At 71.4% G+C, this 17,938-nt stretch carries 8 protein-coding genes and 1 pseudogene; 8 read left to right on the top strand and 1 reads right to left on the bottom strand.

Annotation, left to right across the window (positions count from 1 at the left end; translation table 11 throughout):
- Positions 1–15: 15 nt before the first annotated feature.
- The 6 genes from glgX to M1O15_RS09085 all read left to right on the top strand — a co-directional run bounded on the left by glgX (position 16) and on the right by M1O15_RS09085 (position 10,725).
- Positions 16–2,205 (top strand): glycogen debranching protein GlgX, encoded by a 2,190-nt coding sequence (glgX, locus tag M1O15_RS09110; protein ID WP_248632792.1) that lies wholly within the window; start codon positions 16–18, stop codon positions 2,203–2,205.
- Between the two features lie 115 nt (positions 2,206–2,320).
- Complete coding sequence (locus tag M1O15_RS09105) at positions 2,321–4,165, top strand: ABC transporter ATP-binding protein (protein ID WP_248632761.1); 1,845 nt, start codon at positions 2,321–2,323, stop codon at positions 4,163–4,165.
- Complete coding sequence (locus M1O15_RS09100; protein ID WP_248632760.1) at positions 4,162–6,075, top strand: ABC transporter ATP-binding protein; 1,914 nt, start codon at positions 4,162–4,164, stop codon at positions 6,073–6,075. Before M1O15_RS09105 ends, M1O15_RS09100 begins: the two co-directional genes overlap by 4 nt.
- A 359-nt stretch (positions 6,076–6,434) precedes the next feature.
- Positions 6,435–6,947 carry a hypothetical protein gene (locus tag M1O15_RS09095; protein WP_248632759.1) on the top strand — a complete coding sequence of 171 codons (513 nt, stop codon included), beginning with the start codon at positions 6,435–6,437 and terminating at the stop codon, positions 6,945–6,947.
- A 232-nt stretch (positions 6,948–7,179) separates the two neighbouring features.
- Positions 7,180–7,875 carry a hypothetical protein gene (locus M1O15_RS09090; RefSeq protein ID WP_248632758.1) on the top strand — a complete coding sequence of 232 codons (696 nt, stop codon included), beginning with the start codon at positions 7,180–7,182 and terminating at the stop codon, positions 7,873–7,875.
- Between the two features lie 813 nt (positions 7,876–8,688).
- Positions 8,689–10,725: a M4 family metallopeptidase gene (locus tag M1O15_RS09085; RefSeq protein WP_248632757.1), complete on the top strand. Its 2,037-nt coding sequence runs from the start codon at positions 8,689–8,691 to the stop codon at positions 10,723–10,725.
- An 87-nt stretch (positions 10,726–10,812) separates the two neighbouring features.
- Here the strand turns inward: M1O15_RS09085 and glgP are convergent, their stop codons facing one another.
- Entirely contained in the window at positions 10,813–13,449 is a 2,637-nt protein-coding gene (gene glgP / locus M1O15_RS09080) for an alpha-glucan family phosphorylase (RefSeq protein WP_248632756.1), read from the bottom strand.
- Positions 13,450–14,059: 610 nt separating this feature from the next.
- Here glgP and M1O15_RS09075 point away from each other — a divergent pair.
- Positions 14,060–16,054 (top strand): alpha-1,4-glucan--maltose-1-phosphate maltosyltransferase, encoded by a 1,995-nt coding sequence (locus M1O15_RS09075; RefSeq protein ID WP_248632755.1) that lies wholly within the window; start codon positions 14,060–14,062, stop codon positions 16,052–16,054.
- A pseudogene (gene treS, locus M1O15_RS09070) lies at positions 16,051–17,742 on the top strand (maltose alpha-D-glucosyltransferase); the annotation flags it as partial. The gene M1O15_RS09075 and the pseudogene treS, both read left to right, overlap by 4 nt.
- Positions 17,743–17,938 lie beyond the last annotated feature (196 nt).

Below are 17,938 nucleotides of genomic sequence, written 5' to 3'. Positions count from 1 at the left end.
CTCCTCGGGCCGGACATGACCGTGGCGGACGCGACCGCGGCCCGCACCGGTGCCTCGCCGACCCCGGTGTGGCCCGGGGCGCCCACCCCCCTCGGCGCCCGCTTCCGCGCCGGCCCGCGCGGCGCCGAGGGCACCAACTTCGCGCTCTGGGCCGGGGGCGCGGAGGCCGTCGAGCTGTGCCTGTTCGGCCCGGACGGCACCGAGACCCGGCTGCCGCTGACCGAGCTGACCCACCAGATCTGGCACGGCTTCGTACCCGGGGTGCGGCCCGGCCAGCGGTACGGCTACCGGGTGCACGGCCGCTGGGACCCCTGGACCGGGGCCCGCTGGAACCCGGCGAAGCTGCTGCTCGACCCGTACGCGCGGGCGGTGGACGGCGACTTCCGGCTGCCGCCGGAGGTATACGGGCATGTCCGCGACTGGCCCGACCAGCCGGTGGCGGACACCGTACGCGACACCCGGGACTCCGCCCCTCACGTCCCCAAGGGCGTCGTCGTCCACGATGACGACGACTGGTCCGACGACCGCCGCCCGAAGACCCCTTGGGCCGACTCGGTCATCTACGAACTCCACGTCCGCGGCTTCACCAAACGCCACCCCGGCATCCCCGAGCACCTGCGCGGCACCTACGCGGGCCTGGCCCACCCCGCCGCCATCGACCATCTCACCACCCTCGGCGTGACCGCCGTCGAACTGCTCCCCGTGCACCAGTTCGCCCACGAGGACCACCTCCTCCGCCGCGGCCTGAAGAACCACTGGGGCTACAACTCCATCGGCTACTTCGCCCCGCACGCCGCCTACAGCGCCTCCGGCACCACCGGCGGGCAGGTCGGCGAGTTCAAGCGGATGGTGAAGGCGCTGCACGCGGCCGGGATCGAGGTCATCCTCGACGTGGTCTACAACCACACCGCCGAGGCCGGCGAACTGGGCCCGATGCTCTCACTGCGCGGCATCGACAACCGCGGCTACTACCGCCTCCAGGGCGACGCCCGCCGCTACGCCGACTACACCGGCTGCGGCAACACCCTGCACGTCGTCCAACCCCACGTCCTGCGCCTCATCACCGACTCGCTCCGCTACTGGGTGACCGAGATGGGCGTGGACGGCTTCCGCTTCGACCTCGCCGCGGCCCTGGCCCGCTCCATGCACGACGTCGACATGCTCTCCCCCTTCCTCGCCGTCATCGCCCAGGACCCGGTACTCCGCCGTGTGAAACTCATCGCCGAACCCTGGGACGTGGGCAGCGGCGGCTACCAGGTCGGCGCCTTCCCACCCCTGTGGGCCGAGTGGAACGACCGCTACCGGGACGCGGTACGGGACTTCTGGCGCGGCGCGCTGCCCGACGTACGCGACCTCGGCTACCGCCTCTCCGGCTCCAGCGACCTGTACGCCTGGGGCGGCCGCCGCCCGTACGCCTCGGTCAACTTCGTCACCGCGCACGACGGTTTCACCCTGCGCGACCTGGTCTCCTATGAGCAGAAGCACAACGAGGCCAATGGCGAGGGCAACCGGGACGGCACCGACGACAACCGCTCCTGGAACTGCGGCACCGAGGGCGAGACGGACGACCCCGCTATCAACACCCTCCGCAACCGCCAGATCCGCAACCACCTCACCACCCTCCTCCTCTCCACCGGCGTCCCGATGCTGGTCGCCGGCGACGAGATGGGCCGCACCCAGAACGGCAACAACAACGCCTACTGCCAGGACAACGAGATCGGCTGGCTGGACTGGTCGCTCCCCGACGACCCCGGCCGCCGCGCCCTCCTCGACCTCACCACCCGCCTCCTCACCCTCCGCCACACCCACCCCGTACTCCGCCGCCGCGTCCACTTCTCCGGCCGCCCGCAAGCGGTGGACGGCCTACGGGACCTGGCCTGGTTCACCCCGCACGGCACCGAGATGACCGACGCCGACTGGTGGGCGCCCACCGCCACCCTCGCCATGTACCTCTCCGGCCGCGACATCCCCGGCCGCGACGCCACCGGCGCACCCGTCACCGACGACAGCTTCCTCGCCATCCTCCACGCCGGCGCCGACCCCACCCCTTTCCACCTCCCCGGCACCCCCTGGGCCCGCTCCTACGAGCTGATCGTCGACACCTCCGCCGAAGACCAGTCCACCGCCCCCGCCACCCTCCACCCCGCCGACCACCCCCTCACCACCCCACCCCGCTCGGTCCTGCTCCTCAAGGTGCACGGCTGAGTCGCGAGGCCACCGCGCAAGGCCCGCGGTACCGCGTCCTTCTCGCGGGCCCGTCCCCCGCCCCGGCCGAAAACCACATGAGGCCTGTCAGCCGCAAACCGTAGGCTCGGTGCTGATGGCCACCTCACACTCCCCCACCGCGCCCAAGGCCGCCAAGCGGTCCGCCGTCCGTTCACTGCTGCGGCTGTGGCCGTACCTCCGCCCGGTGCGGGCGCGGATCGGCGTCGCGGCGGTGGTCGCGGTGGCGGCCTCGTTGCTCAGCCTGGTCATTCCGCTGGTGCTCAAGTGGCTGGTGGACGGGCCGGTGGCGGACGGGGATCCGGGCGGGGTCTGGCTGGGCGCGCTGGTGGTGCTGGTGCTGGGCATCGCCGAGGCGCTGCTGTTCGGGTTGCGCCGGTGGCTGGTGGCCCGGCCGCTGGCGTCGGTCGAGGCGTCGATGCGCGGTGCGCTGTACGCGCGGTTGCAGCGGCTGCCGATCACGTTCCACGACCGCTGGGCGTCGGGGCAGTTGCTGTCCCGGGCGACCACCGATCTCGCGCTGATCCGGCTGTTCTTCGCCTTCCCCATGACGTTCCTGTTCGTCAACGGGGTGACCATCCTGATCGGTTGCGTCCTGCTGCTGGCGCAGGACTGGGTGCTGGGGGTGGTGGTGCTGCTGCCCGCGGTGCCGCTGGTCATCGCCTCGTCGATGTTCGAGACCCGGTACTCCACGGTGGCACGCCGGGCGCAGGACCAGGTGGGCGATCTGACCACGCTGGTGGAGGAGAGCGTCCTCGGCATCCGGGTGATCAAGGGCTTCGGCCGACACCGCAGCCAGGCCGAGACGTTCCGGGCGCTGGCCGGGCGGCTGCGGGGCACCGAGTTGCGCAAGGCCAGGCTGCTGGCATGGATCTGGACGATCATCACCCTGATCCCCGAACTGGCGATCGGCGCGGCCCTGGTGCTGGGCTCGCTGCGGGTGGCCGACGGCGGGCTGTCGGCGGGCACCCTGGTGGCGTTCCTGTCCCTCGCCCTGGCGCTGCGCTGGCCGGTCGAGTCGATCGGCTTCCTGCTGGCGATCAGTCAGGACACGGCGACCGCGGCGGACCGCTTCTTCGAGGTGATGGACGAGCCCGAGGAGGACGCCGGGGACGCGGCGGCCAGGGACCGGCCGGCCGGGGGAGGAAGGACCGACGGCGGCGGGCTGCGCTTCGACAACGTCGTCTTCCGGTATCCGGACGCCCCCGCGGACGCCCCACCCGTGCTGGCCGGAGTCGATCTGCACATCCGCCCGGGCGAGACCATGGCGCTGGTCGGCGCGACCGGCTCGGGCAAGACCACGCTGACCGCGCTGGTACCCCGGCTGCACGAGGTCTCCGGCGGGCGGGTGCTGCTGGACGGCGAGGACATCACCGCGATGGACCGGGAGCGGCTGCGCGCCCTGGTGGCGGTGGCCTTCGAGGAGCCCACGCTCTTCTCGGCGACCGTCGCGGAGAACGTGCTGATGGGCGCGGCGGAGGGCGCGGGCGAGGCGGAGTTGCGGCGGGCGCTGGAGGTGGCGCAGGCCGGTTTCGTCCACGAGCTGCCGCAGGGCGCCGCGACCGAGGTCGGCGAGCAGGGGCTGAGCCTGTCGGGCGGTCAGCGGCAGCGACTCGCGCTGGCCCGGGCGGTGGTGGGCAGGCCGTCGTTCCTGGTGCTGGACGATCCGCTCTCCGCGCTGGACGTGCACACCGAGGCGCTGGTGGAGGCCGCGCTGCGGGAGGTGCTGCGGGACACCACCGCGCTGGTGGTGGCGCACCGCCCCTCCACCGTACTGCTGGCCGACCGGGTGGCGCTGCTCTCCGGCGGCCGGATCGCGGCGGTCGGCACCCACCAGGAACTGCTGCGGGAGAGCGTGGAGTACGCCTGGCTGATGTCGGGCGCGGAGTCGGCGGACGCGGCCGAGGCCGCCGGCGGGGTGCGGACGGAGGGCGTGCGATGACGGATACGACGACGGGGCCGGGTACGGAAGCGAGTACGGGTCCGGGCGCGGGCGCCGGCGTGGTGGACGAGCAAGCGGTCCGGCCGGCCGAACCCACCCGGGTCCAGGTCCCCGGTGACGACTTCGACCGGGACGAGCTGCCGGTGGCCAAGGGGGCGACCGGCCGGCTGCTGCGGTCGCTGCTGGCCCCGCGGCGCCGCTGGGTGGTGCTGTCCGCACTGCTCCTGCTGATCCAGCAGGCCGCCGTGCAGGCGGGGCCACTGCTGGTGGCGTACGCCATCGACCGGGCCGTACCGGCGCTGCGGGCCGACGACAGCGGGCCGCTGGTACTGGTGGCGGTCGGCTTCGCGCTCTGCGCGGTGACGGGCGCCGGGTTCCACTACGCCTTCATCCGAGCCGCCGCCCGGGTCAGCCAGGACGTACTGCTGGACCTGCGCGGGCGGATCTTCCGGCACGCCCAGGCGCTGAGCGTGGACTTCCACGAGCGCTACACCTCGGGGCGGCTGATCTCCCGCTCGACCGCGGACGTGGAGTCGCTGCGCGAGCTGCTCGCCGAGGGGCTGCAGGAACTCCTGGGTGTGGTCCTCTCCTTCGCCTACATCTCGGCCATGCTGCTCTGGCTGGACCTGGGCATCGGCGCGGTCGCGGTGGCCTCCTTCATCCCGCTGTACCTGTTGGTGCAGCTCTACCGGCGGCGGGCGGAGGTGGCCTTCAGCGCCCGCTCGACGGCGATCGCCTCGGTCATCGTGCGGCTGGCGGAGACGGTCAACGGGATCCGGCCGGTGAAGGCGTTCCGCCGGGAGCGCGCCGACGAGGAACGCTTCGGGCGGCTGAACCGGGGCCATGAGCGGCGCAACGGGGACGCCATCCTGGAGATGGCCCGCTATGTGGTCGGCTCCCGGCTGACCGCCAACACCGCGGTGGCCGGGATGGTGCTGTGGGGCGCCTGGCGGGTCGCGGACGGCACCCTGGCGCTCGGGGTGCTGGCGGCGGCGGTGCTCTACATCCGCCGGCTGTACGACCCGATCGACCGGCTGGGGATGTTCCTCAACTCCTGGGAGTCGGCGGCGGCCTCGCTGGCCAAGATCGCCGGCCTGCTGGCCCAGACGCCCTCCGTGCCGGAGCCGGCCTCGCCGCGCGAGCTGCCGCCCCTCCCGGCCGAGGCCCCCGGCCGCGAGATCGTCTTCGAGGCCGCCGGCTTCGCCTACCGCACCGGCGGTGAGGTGCTGCCCCGCTTCGGTCTGACCGTCCCGGCCGGCCAGACGGTGGCCGTGGTCGGCTCCACCGGCGCCGGCAAGTCCACCCTGGCGAAGCTGCTGGCCCGCTTCTACGACCCGACCGGCGGGCGGGTGCTGCTGGACGGCGTCGACCTGCGGGACCTGTCGGTGCCCGAACTGCGGCGCGGGGTGGTGATGGTGACCCAGGAGGCGTTCCTGTTCTCCGGCACGGTCGCCGAGAACATCGCCATCGGCCGGCCCGACGCCACCCGCGAGGAGATCGAGCAGGCCGCCAAGGCCATCGGCGCGCACGACTTCATCATCTCCCTCCCGGACGGCTACGACACCGACGTACGCAAACGGGGCGGCCGGATCTCCGCCGGCCAGCGCCAACTGGTCGCCTTCGCCCGGGCCCTGCTCGCCGACCCCGGCGTGCTGATCCTGGACGAGGCGACCAGCTCCCTGGACATCCCCGGCGAACGGGCGGTGCAGCGGGCCATGGACACCGTGCTGCACGGCCGCACCGCCCTGGTGATCGCCCACCGCCTCTCCACCGTCGAGATCGCCGACCGGGTGCTGGTGATGGAGCACGGCCGCATCATCGAGGACGGCGCCCCCGCCGACCTCATCGCCGCCACCGACGGCCACTTCGCCGGCCTGCACCGCGCCTGGCGGGAGAGCGTGGTGGGCTGACACGGCCACGCAGGACGCGGCTTCGTCCGAGTCCTGCCCGGCGCGGTGTGCTTCGATGAACTGCGGCCGTACACACGGGTCGCGTGCGGGCTTCTTGAGGCGTTCAACGCCATGTGCGGGCCCGCCTCACAGGCGGGCCCGCGCTGAGATGAAGCACCCGGGGTGCGTGCCACATGTCAACTCGGGACACCAGGGATTCACTCTTAAATCTCGGGCAACTCCTTCCGTTCGGCAGGTCGTGCTTCAAGAGGGAAATCCCTTACACCATAAGAGATTTGATTCTTTTTTGAGTGCAGAATCAAGCTTGCGACTGCTCCTGCGCTGGAGGCATGCCACCCATCACGCGAAGTACCACTCACATGAGCCGTTACCTTCGCGTCAAAGCGACAGGGGAAGTGATGGTTCACAAGACGTACTTGCTGTCCAGCGCACGACAGCTCGACGAGTTGGCGCGCTACGACGCCCGGCTGGTGAGCGAGGCGGTCGAGGGCGTGCGAGCCGCTCAACTCCATCTGGAGCAGGTGACGCTGCGTGCAGACGCGTCACAGAGAGCCCTCACTGCCGTGCGTAAGCGGTTGCACGACCTGACCCCAGCCGCGGGCGGCGAGCAGGACGAGCTGTTCCGCACCCCCCCGAAGGGTGACGAAGCAGAGGCGGCCAGGACGACGTTCGCCGTCGCCATCCGGGACTTCGTGCGCTCCCAGAAGCGCACTACACGGAGCGACATCATCCGGCATGTGCAGGAGCTCCACCCCGGTTCCAAGACCACGAGCATCAGCTCCGAGGTCGCCCGCCTGGCGCGCAGAGGGCGCCTGGTCCGGCTCCAACGGGGCGTGTATGTGATCGGCGACGACCGGCCGGAGAAGGACTGAGCGGAGCGACCCCGGACGAGCCGGGAAATGCGAGCACCGCCGGCTTCGCCCGCCGACGGTGCTCAATGCGCCGAACAAGCTCTCAGCCAGAGACTTCCACTTACTCCGCGCGTCGTCACTATAGCGAGGCGTACGACGGCGACTCTTCCCCATAGTTCCTCGATCGAGAAACAGGACTGATGTTCCCCTTGCCAGTTGCCACGCCCCCGTGCCGAAACCCTCGAGGTGTCGCATGACGACTCACAACACCAGGGAAGGCGGCGCCGAGCGTGTTCTTCCGACCAACCGCACCGCTTTCCCGCATCAGCTGACCATTCTCTCCGCCGCCGTCCGGCTGAGCGGCCCCGAGCTGTTGACGATCAGGAGTTCACAGGTCGCCACCGAGGTGGACCTGGGTGCGGAGACGGTCACCGAGTGCCTGCGCTTCTTCGGGACCGTGGGCCTCGTGACGGGCGCGCGGGGCCGGTACGCGGCCACTGTCGCCGGCATCACGTGGGCAGAGGTGCACCACGTGGACACCACCCGAGGGCGACTCGCGTTGCACGGACTGTTCAGGAACCACTGGTCGGCCAAGGCCGCCCTCACGGCGCTGACCGACGGGCCGGTGAGTTCGGAGGCGCTGGCCCAGTATCTGGGGGACGGGCTTCCGGGGGCGCCTCGGCGCGCCTCGTTCCTGGTGGACTGGCTGGTGGAGGCACTGGTCATCCACCGCGACCGCTTCGGCCGAGTGCACGCACCGGCCAACGGAGAGATGCCGGACTCGCTCACCCTCCCACCGCTGACCACCAGAGAGCCCGTACGCGACGACAACTTCCTGCTCGGGATGAGCACACAGGACCTCAAGCACCTCAGTCACGCGAGGTACGTGTCACTGCTCGACACCTTCGTCACGATGCTGGACGAAGTGTCCACGGACAGCCCCCACTGACACGGCGGCCGCTGCAACTCCGTCTCACCATCTCGCAGTCGTCAGCCGCTTCTCCCTGCCGGTCGGCCCGGATGAACCGCGTCAGGCGGTCCACTCCCGCATCCGACCGCCAAGCGCCGCGTGCCACCGGAAACGCACCGAGCCGAGCGGGAGAAGCCCGTATCAGAAGGTTCACACCCATGAAGCCCGACACTCCACCTGGAGCGCATCCGCGCGCCTGGGTGACCATCGTCGCCGCCGCCGTATCCGGGGTTCTTCGAGCCGTCGTCGGATGGCTGCTCCGATCCTTCGGCGGCGAAGGGGGTCCTCTCCGCTAGAGCGTCCACACCCCTGCGGCGCGTGCAGAACCACCTCTCTTGATGCCGGTCCGGGCACCGCCCCGGGCCGGCATCGCGGTTCGCGCCGGCACGCCGACGCGTCCGGAACGTATGCCTCCGGGTGCGGGATCCGGCCAGCCGTGGAGGTGCGGAACGATCACCTCCGAGGGGGTGTGGTAGCGGGCGGAGGGGACGGCCGGTGCGGCGGAGGGGCCTGGAGTGACGGGTGACGTGGTGTCGGGGCGGGGTGGGCGGCCACACCGCTGAAACGTTCGCTTAACGAACACGAGGCTGCGGGCAACGGACGAATTTTGGCCAAGTTCTTGACGCGCTCCTGACAGGGATGGCGGACGGCTGCCACTCTTTCGCCGTTCCACGCACCACCCGTTCGACCCGCGTTCGCCTGTTCGTCCACGGGTCGTCGAACGGGTCCGCTCCGCCCGGGCCGGCCACCCCAGCCGCGCTCGGTAACCCCCCATCGCACGAAGGAGTCCGCGTGAGACCCACGCCAAGCCGTCGCGCCACCGCGACGGGCGCTCTGATCGCCGCCGCGGCCATGCTCGCCGTCGGTGTCCAGACCGGATCCGCCACCGCCGAGGCGCCCCAGGCCGCGCCGAAGGCGCAGGTCGCCGGCAACGCCGACCCGGGCGCACTGCCCGCCGTCCTCTCACCGGCCCAGCGCGCCGCGCTGATCAAGGCCGCCGACGCCGACAAGGCGGAGACGGCCAAGGAGCTGAAGCTCGGAGCCCAGGAGAAGCTGGTCGTCCGGGACGTGGTCCAGGACCGCGACGGCACCACCCACACCCGCTACGAGCGCACCTACGCCGGGCTCCCGGTGCTCGGTGGCGACCTGGTCGTCAGCGAGAGCAAGGCCGGCCGCACCGAGGGCGTCTCCAAGGCGTCCCGGGCCGAGCTGAAGAACGTCGACACCACCGCGGACATCGCCCCGGCGGCCGCCGAGAAGCAGGCCGTGGGCGCCGCCAAGGCGGAGGGCTCCAAGGCCAAGGAGGCCTCCCAGGCCCCGCGCAAGGTGGTCTGGCTGGCCCAGGGCAAGCCGGTGCTGGCGTACGAGACCGTGGTCGGCGGCCTCCAGCACGACGGCACCCCGAACGAGCTGCACGTGGTCACCGACGCGGCCACCGGCGCCAAGCTGTTCGAGTGGCAGGGCGTGCACGAGGGCACCGGCAACACCCAGTACAGCGGCCAGGTCACCCTGGGGACGAGCGGCAGCGGCTCCTCGTACAGCCTGACCGACACCGGGCGCGGCAACCACAAGACGTACAACCTCAACCGGAGCACCTCCGGCAGCGGGACGCTGTTCACCGGCCCGGACGACGTCTGGGGCGACGGCACCCCGCAGAACGCGGAGACCGCCGGCGCGGACGCCCACTACGGCGCGGCCCTCACCTGGGACTACTACAAGAACGTGCACGGCCGCTCCGGCATCCGCGGTGACGGCGTCGGCGCGACCTCCCGGGTCCACTACGGCAACAACTACGTCAACGCGTTCTGGCAGGACAGCTGCTTCTGCATGACGTACGGCGACGGCGACGGCAACGTCAAGCCGCTGACCTCGATCGACGTGGCCGCGCACGAGATGACGCACGGCGTCACCTCGGTCACCGCCAAGCTGGTCTACAGCGGCGAGTCCGGCGGCCTCAACGAGGCGACCTCGGACATCTTCGCCGCCGCGGTCGAGTTCAACGCCAACAACGCCCAGGACAAGGGCGACTACCTGGTCGGCGAGAAGATCGACATCCGCGGCAACGGCACGCCGCTGCGCTACATGGACAAGCCGAGTAAGGACGGCTCGTCCAAGGACGCCTGGTACTCGGGCATCGGCAACATCGACGTCCACTACTCCTCCGGCCCGGCGAACCACTGGTTCTACCTGCTCTCCGAGGGCAGCGGCGCCAAGACCATCAACGGCGTCAACTACGACTCGCCGACCTCCGACGGCCTGCCCGTCACCGGCATCGGCCGCGACAAGGCGGCGCTGATCTGGTACAAGGCGCTGACCACCAAGTTCAACTCCACCACCAACTACGCGGGCGCCCGTACCGGCACCGTCGCGGTCGCCACCGAGCTGTACGGCGCGGGCAGCGCCGAGGTGAAGGCCGTGGAGAGCGCCTGGGCCGGCATCGCGGTCGGCGGACGCCCCGGCGGCGGCGACCCGGGCACCGGCAAGGTGTTCGAGAACTCCGCGGACGTGTCCATCCCGGACAACGGCGCGGCCGTCACCTCGGCGGTCAACGTCACCGGCATCGCGGGCAACGCGCCCTCCGCCCTCAAGGTGGACGTGGACATCGTCCACACCTGGCGCGGTGACCTGGTCGTGGACCTGGTGGCGCCGGACGGCTCGGTCTACAACCTGAAGCCGTACAGCTCCTCCGACTCGGCCGACAACGTGAAGGCCACCTACACGGTGAACGCCTCCAGCGAGGTCGCCAACGGCTCCTGGAAGCTCCGCGTCCAGGACAAGGCCGCGCAGGACACCGGCTACATCAACAACTTCAAGCTGACCTTCCCGTAAGGGGAGGGAGCCGGAAGGCCGGATACGAAGCGAGCCGCCCGGGGACCTGGTCCCCGGGCGGCTCGCCCGTTTCCACGACGGATCGCGTCAGCGCATCAGCACGCCCGCGCCCTCCCCCGTCGCCTCGGTCGGCAGGGCGACCAGGCCGAGGTCGGCGCCGGCGGGCAGCAGGCGGTGGGTGGGCAGTATCCGGACGGTGTAGCCGAACGGGCCGGTACGGTCCAGGGTGAGCGGGCCCTCGTAGACCCAGCGGCCCTGCTGGTCGGGGCCGCCGGCCGGCTTCAGGGGGACGCTCTGGGCGTCGGCCAGCCGGTCGCTGGTGTCCACCCGGCCGGCGACCGCCTGCACCTCCACGTCCTCGGGGGTCAGCTCCCCGAGCGCGACCCGGACCCGCAGACCCAGGGTCGCGCCCAGCTCGGCCACCCCGGACGCCTCGTCCACCTCGACGTGGTCCACCGCGACCTGCGGCCAGGCGGTGCGCACCCGGGTCTTCCAGGCGGCCAGTTCGGCGGCGCCGGGGACGTCCAGGGCCCGGTGGGCGTGCGCGGCCGGGGCGTACAGCCGCTCCACGTACTCCCGTACCATCCGCCCCGCGAGCACCTTCGGCCCCAGGTCGGCGAGGGTGGAGCGGACCATCTCGATCCACCGCTCGGGCAGCCCGTCGGCGTCCCGGTCGTAGAAGCGGGGCGCGACCCGCTGCTCGATCAGCTCGTAGAGGGCGCCTGCCTCCAGGTCGTCCCGGCGGTCCTCGTCCAGCCCGTGGCCGTCGGCGGTGGGGATGGCCCAGCCGAAGTCGGGCTGGAACCACTCGTCCCACCAGCCGTCCAGCACCGAGAGGTTGAGGCAGCCGTTGAGCGCGGCCTTCATCCCGGAGGTGCCGCAGGCCTCCAGCGGGCGCAGCGGGTTGTTCAGCCAGACGTCGCAGCCCGGGTAGAGCTTCTGCGCCATGCCCATGCCGTAGTCGGGCAGGAAGACGATCCGGTGGCGGACCCGGGGGTCGTCGGAGAACCGGACCAGCTCGCGGACCAGGCGCTTGCCGCCGTCGTCGGCGGGGTGGGCCTTGCCGGCGACCACGATCTGCACCGGGCGGTCGGGGTCCAGGAGGAGCCGGGTGAGGCGCTCGCGGTCGCGCAGCATCAGGGTGAGCCGCTTGTACGACGGGACGCGGCGGGCGAAGCCGATGGTGAGGACGTCGGGGTCGAGCACCCCGTCGATCCAGCCGAGCTCGGCGGAGCCGGCGCCGCGTTCGCGCCAGGAGGCGCGCAGCCGGGTGCGGACCTCGATGACCAGCTGCTCCCGGAGGTCGCGGCGCAGCTCCCAGATGTCGGCGCCGGGGATGTCGGTGACCGAGTCCCAGCGCAGTGAGCCGCCGACGCTCAGGGCCTCCTCGGCGCGCTCGGCGCCGATCTGCCGGGCGCCGAGCGCCCGTACCTCGGGCGCCACCCAGGTGGGGGCGTGGACGCCGTTGGTGATGGAGGTGATGGGCACCTCCTCGGGGTCGAACCCGGGCCAGAGGCCGGCGAACATCTCCCGGCTGACCGCGCCGTGCAGGGTGGAGACGCCGTTGGCGCGCTGGGCCAGCCGCAGTCCCATCACGGCCATGTTGAAGACGTTGGGATCGCCGCCGGGGTAGGTCTCCCGGCCGAGGGCGAGGATGCGGTCGGTGTCGACGGCGGGCAGTTCGGCGCCCTCGCCGAAGTGGCGGGCGACCAGGTGCCGGTCGAAGCGGTCGATTCCGGCCGGGACCGGGGTGTGGGTGGTGAAGACGGTGCCGGCCCGTACCGCCTCCAGCGCGGCGTCGAACTCGGTGCCGTCCTGCTGGAGTTCGCGGATGCGCTCGAGGCCGAGGAAGCCGGCGTGGCCCTCGTTGGTGTGGAACACCTCGGGGGCGGCGTGACCGGTGAGGGCGCAGTACGCCCGTACGGCCCGGACACCTCCTATCCCCAGCAGCATCTCCTGCAGGAGCCGGTGCTCGCTGCCGCCGCCGTAGAGCCGGTCGGTGACGTCCCGCTCGGAGGGGCCGTTCTCCTCCACGTCGGAGTCGAGCATCAGCAGCGGGACGCGGCCGACCCGGGCGACCCAGATGTGGGCGTACAGGCTGCGCCCGCCGGGCAGCGCGAGATGGACGCGGACGGGGGTGTCGTCGGGCTGCCGGAGCAGGGTGACGGGCAGCTCGTTGGGGTCGAGCAGCGGGTAGTGCTCCTGCTGCCAGCCGTCCCGGGAGAGGGACTGGCGGAAGTAGCCGTGCCGGTAGAGCAGGCCGACGCCGATCAGCGGGACGCCGAGGTCGGAGGCGGACTTGAGGTGGTCGCCGGCGAGGATGCCGAGGCCGCCGGAGTACTGCGGCAGCGCGGCGGTGACGCCGAACTCGGGCGAGAAGTAGGCGATGGCCGCGGGCAGCTCGGCCGCCTCGCCGCCGCCCGAGGACTGCTGCTGGTACCAGCGGTCGCCGCTCAGGTAGTCGTCGAGGTCGGCGGAGGCGGCGCTGAGCCGGGCCAGGAACTGCTCGTCACGGGCGAGTTCGGCGAGCCGCCCGGCCGGGACGGAGCCGAGCACCCGGACCGGGTCGCCGCCGGCGGCACGCCAGCCGTCGGGGTCGACGGACCGGAACAGCTCGCGGGTCTCGGGGTGCCAGGACCAGCGCAGGTTGCGTGCGAGGTCGCTGAGCGGTCGGAGGGGTTCGGGGAGGACGGGGCGCACGGTGAATCGACGGATTGCCTTCACGTGTTCCACCTTCGCAGGACAGGTACGGATCCGGGTGGACGCACCACGCTGTGCGTCCGCCTTCACCCCCCGCACGGTAGTCGGCGGTGGTCCGCCGGGGCCACGGCGCACTGGGCGGCGCGCGCCCGCCGAATGACGGGGTGGCAGGTGGACGCCTTGCCGGGCCCGCGGTGGGGGCGGTGGGGGCCGTACCCAGAGAGACCGCGGGCGCGGGGGAAAGCGGCGGCTGACGGCGTGTCGGCCACCGGGCGGGGACGGTGGCCGATTCCGTACGGGCCGGGCGGGTGGTCCGCCACCGGACCGGCCGCGCCCCCCGCCGTCCAGCGGGGAGCATCCCGGCAGCCCCGCCGCTCACCTGAACGCCACCGGACACACCCGAGCGCGAACCGGTGGGTGAACTTCACCCGAACGGGGCTGGTTATCGCCCCTCCGTATCAGCCAAAAGAGTTAACAAATCACCGTGTTGAACATCCGGAAGGTATGGGAAGGCTCAACCGGTACCCGCCCACCCGAGTGAACGCGTCCGGGGGCGACCCTGCCGGCGACGTCCCCCTTGTCAACGGAGCGGCTACAAAGAGCGCTACCCCGCAAGCAACCATCAGGTGATGCCGTGAACCCGCAGATCGGTCGCATTCCCGTCCTCGACGTCTCCCCGCTGGTCGACTGCGGGAGAAGGCCCGCCAAGGCGGTGACGGGCGAGACCTTCCAGATCACCGCCACCGTGTTCCGCGAGGGGCACGACGAGGTGGCCGCCAATGTCGTCCTGACCGACCCCTCGGGGCGGACCGGGCCGTTCACCCCGATGCGCGAGCTGGCACCGGGCACCGACAGATGGGGTGCCGAGGTCACCCCGGACAGTGAGGGGCGGTGGACCTACGCGGTGGAGGCGTGGAGCGACCCGCTCGCCACCTGGCGCCACCACGCCGCGATCAAGATCCCGGCCGGGATCGACACCGAGCTGGTGCTGACCGAGGGCGCCGAGCTGCACGAGCGGGCCGCCGAGGGCGTACCGAAGAGCGAGGGCCGGGAGGCCGTGCTCGCCGTGGTGGACGCCCTGCGGGACGTCCGGCTGGCCCCCAGGGAGCGGCTGGCGGCCGCCTACGCGCCGGAGGCGGTGGCGGCGCTCGCCGCCCACCCGCTGCGCGAACTGGTCACCTCCTCGCGCCCGTTGCCGCTCCAGGTCGAGCGGGAGCGGGCGCTTTTCGGTTCCTGGTACGAGTTCTTCCCGCGCTCCGAAGGGGCCCGCGAGGAGGGCGGGCGACTCATTTCGGGCAACTTCCGCACCGCCGCCGAGCGGCTGCCCGCGGTGGCCGCGATGGGCTTCGACGTGGTCTACCTGCCGCCCATCCACCCCATCGGCACCAGCCACCGCAAGGGCCGCAACAACACCCTCACCCCGGGGCCGGACGACCCGGGCGTGCCGTGGGCGATCGGCTCGGCGGAGGGCGGCCATGACGCCATCCACCCGGAGCTGGGCACCATCGAGGACTTCGACGCCTTCGTGGCCCGGGCCCGGGAGCTGCGGCTGGAGGTGGCGCTGGACTTCGCGCTCCAGTGCTCCCCGGACCACCCGTGGGTGGCCAAGCGGCCCGCCTGGTTCCACCACCGGGCGGACGGCTCCATCGCGTACGCGGAGAACCCGCCGAAGAAGTACCAGGACATCTACCCCATCGCCTTCGACCAGGACATGCGCGGCATCGTCCGGGAGACGCTGCGGGTGCTGCGGTACTGGATGGCGCACGGGGTGCGGATCTTCCGGGTGGACAACCCGCACACCAAGCCGGTGGTCTTCTGGCAGAAGGTCATCGCGGCGGTGAACAAGAGCGACCCGGACGTGATCTTCCTGGCCGAGGCGTTCACCCGGCCCGCGATGATGCGGACCCTGGCGGCGGTCGGCTTCCAGCAGTCGTACACCTACTTCACCTGGCGCAACAGCAAGCAGGAGCTCACCGAGTACCTGACCGAGCTGTCCCGGGAGACGGCCGCCTACATGCGGCCCAACTTCTTCGTGAACACGCCCGACATCCTCCCGGGCTACCTCCAGCACGGCGGGCGGAACGCCTTCATGGTGCGCGCGGTGCTGGCCGCCACGATGTCCCCGACCTGGGGCATGTACGCCGGCTACGAGCTGTGCGAGAACACGCCGCTGAAGCAGGGCGGTGAGGAGTACCTCGACTCGGAGAAGTACGAGATCAAGGTGCGGGACTGGGAGGCGGCCGAGCGCGAGGGGCGCACCATCACCCCACTGGTCACCGACCTCAACCGGATCCGCCGGCGCAACGCCGCGCTGCGGCAGCTGCGTTCGGTCCACTTCCACCACGCGGACAACGACGCCGTCATCGCGTTCAGCAAGCGTTCGGGCTCGAACATTGTTCTGACGGTCGTCAACCTCGACCCGCGCCACACCCAGGAGGCGACGGTGTCGTTGGACATGCCGGAGCTCGGCCTCGACTGGCACGAGTCCGTGCCGGTGCGCGACGAGCTCACCGGCGAGACCTATCACTGGGGCAGGGCCAACTACGTGCGCCTAGAGCCGGGCGTCACGCCCGCGCACGTCCTCGTCCTGCGACCGTCCCCGCCGATCGGAGGGTCACCCACATCATGATCGTCAACGAGCCCGTCCACGACACCTTCGAGGACACGCCCGCCAAGGACCGGGATCCCGACTGGTTCAAGCGCGCCGTCTTCTACGAGGTACTGGTCCGCTCCTTCCAGGACAGCAACGGCGACGGCGTCGGCGACCTGAAGGGGATCACCGCCAAACTGGACTATCTGCAATGGCTCGGGGTCGACTGCCTCTGGCTGCCGCCGTTCTTCAAGTCCCCGCTACGAGACGGCGGTTACGACGTCTCCGACTACACCTCGGTGCTTCCCGAGTTCGGCGACCTGGCCGACTTCGTGGAGTTCGTGGACGCCGCCCACCAGCGCGGCATGCGGGTGATCATCGACTTCGTGATGAACCACACCAGCGACCAGCACCCGTGGTTCCAGGAGTCGCGCAACAACCCCGAGGGCCCCTACGGCGACTACTACGTCTGGGCCGACGACGACAAGCAGTACCAGGACGCGCGGATCATCTTCGTCGACACCGAGACGTCCAACTGGACCTTCGACCCGGTGCGCAAGCAGTACTACTGGCACCGGTTCTTCTCCCACCAGCCCGACCTCAACTACGAGAACCCGGCCGTGCAGGCGGAGATCATGTCCGCGCTGCGCTTCTGGCTGGACCTGGGCATCGACGGCTTCCGGCTGGACGCGGTGCCGTACCTGTACCAGGTGGAGGGCACCAACTGCGAGAACCTCCCGGCCACCCACACCTTCCTCAAGCAGGTCCGCAAGGAGATCGACGCGGCCTACCCGGACACCGTGCTGCTGGCCGAGGCCAACCAGTGGCCGGAGGACGTCGTCGACTACTTCGGCGACTTCGCCTCCGGCGGCGACGAGTGCCACATGGCGTTCCACTTCCCGGTGATGCCGCGCATCTTCATGGCGGTCCGCCGGGAGTCCCGCTACCCGGTCTCCGAGATCCTGGCCAAGACCCCGGCGATCCCGGCGGGCTGCCAGTGGGGCATCTTCCTGCGCAACCACGACGAGCTGACCCTGGAGATGGTCACCGACGAGGAGCGCGACTACATGTACGCGGAGTACGCCAAGGACCCGCGGATGCGCGCCAACATCGGCATCCGGCGGCGCCTGGCGCCCCTCCTCGACAACGACCGCAACCAGATCGAGCTGTTCACCGCGCTGCTGCTGTCGCTGCCCGGCTCGCCCGTCCTGTACTACGGCGACGAGATCGGGATGGGCGACAACATCTGGCTCGGCGACCGCGACGCGGTGCGCACCCCGATGCAGTGGACCCCGGACCGGAACGCGGGCTTCTCCTCCTGCGACCCGGGCCGGCTCTACCTGCCGACGATCATGGACCCGGTCTTCGGCTACCAGGTGACCAATGTGGAGGCCTCCATGGCCTCCCCGTCGTCGCTGCTGCACTGGACCCGCCGGATGATCGAGATCCGCAAGCAGAACCCGGCCTTCGGCCTCGGCTCGTACAACGAGCTGCCGTCGTCCAACCCGGCCGTCCTCGCCTTCCTCCGGGAGTACGGCGACGACCTGGTGATGTGCGTCCACAACTTCTCGCGCTTCCCCCAGCCCACCGAGCTGGACCTGAGCGAGTTCAACGGGATGCACCCGGTGGAGCTGATCGGCGGGGTGCGCTTCCCGGCCATCGGCGAGCTGCCGTACCTGCTCACCCTCGCGGGTCACGGCTTCTACTGGTTCCGGCTGCGCAAGGACACCGTGAAGAAGACCGCCACCGGCCGGAAGGTCACCGGGACCGGGGCGGCGCTGCCGCCGGGTCCGGTGCCGCCGACCCCGGGCGTGCCGCCGGTCGGCGCGGCCCCGGGTGCCGCCGCCTCCCCGGGCGCGGCCCCGGCGGCGGCCACCCAGCGGCCTCCCGGCTCCCCCGGCTCCTCCGGCGAGGCGGTCACCC

This window comes from Streptomyces lichenis (assembly GCF_023218175.1).
Classification (GTDB): Bacteria; Actinomycetota; Actinomycetes; order Streptomycetales; family Streptomycetaceae; genus Streptomyces; species Streptomyces lichenis.
The sequence above is the reverse complement of the archived record's forward strand: the minus strand, read 5'-3'. Positions and strand labels throughout refer to the sequence as shown.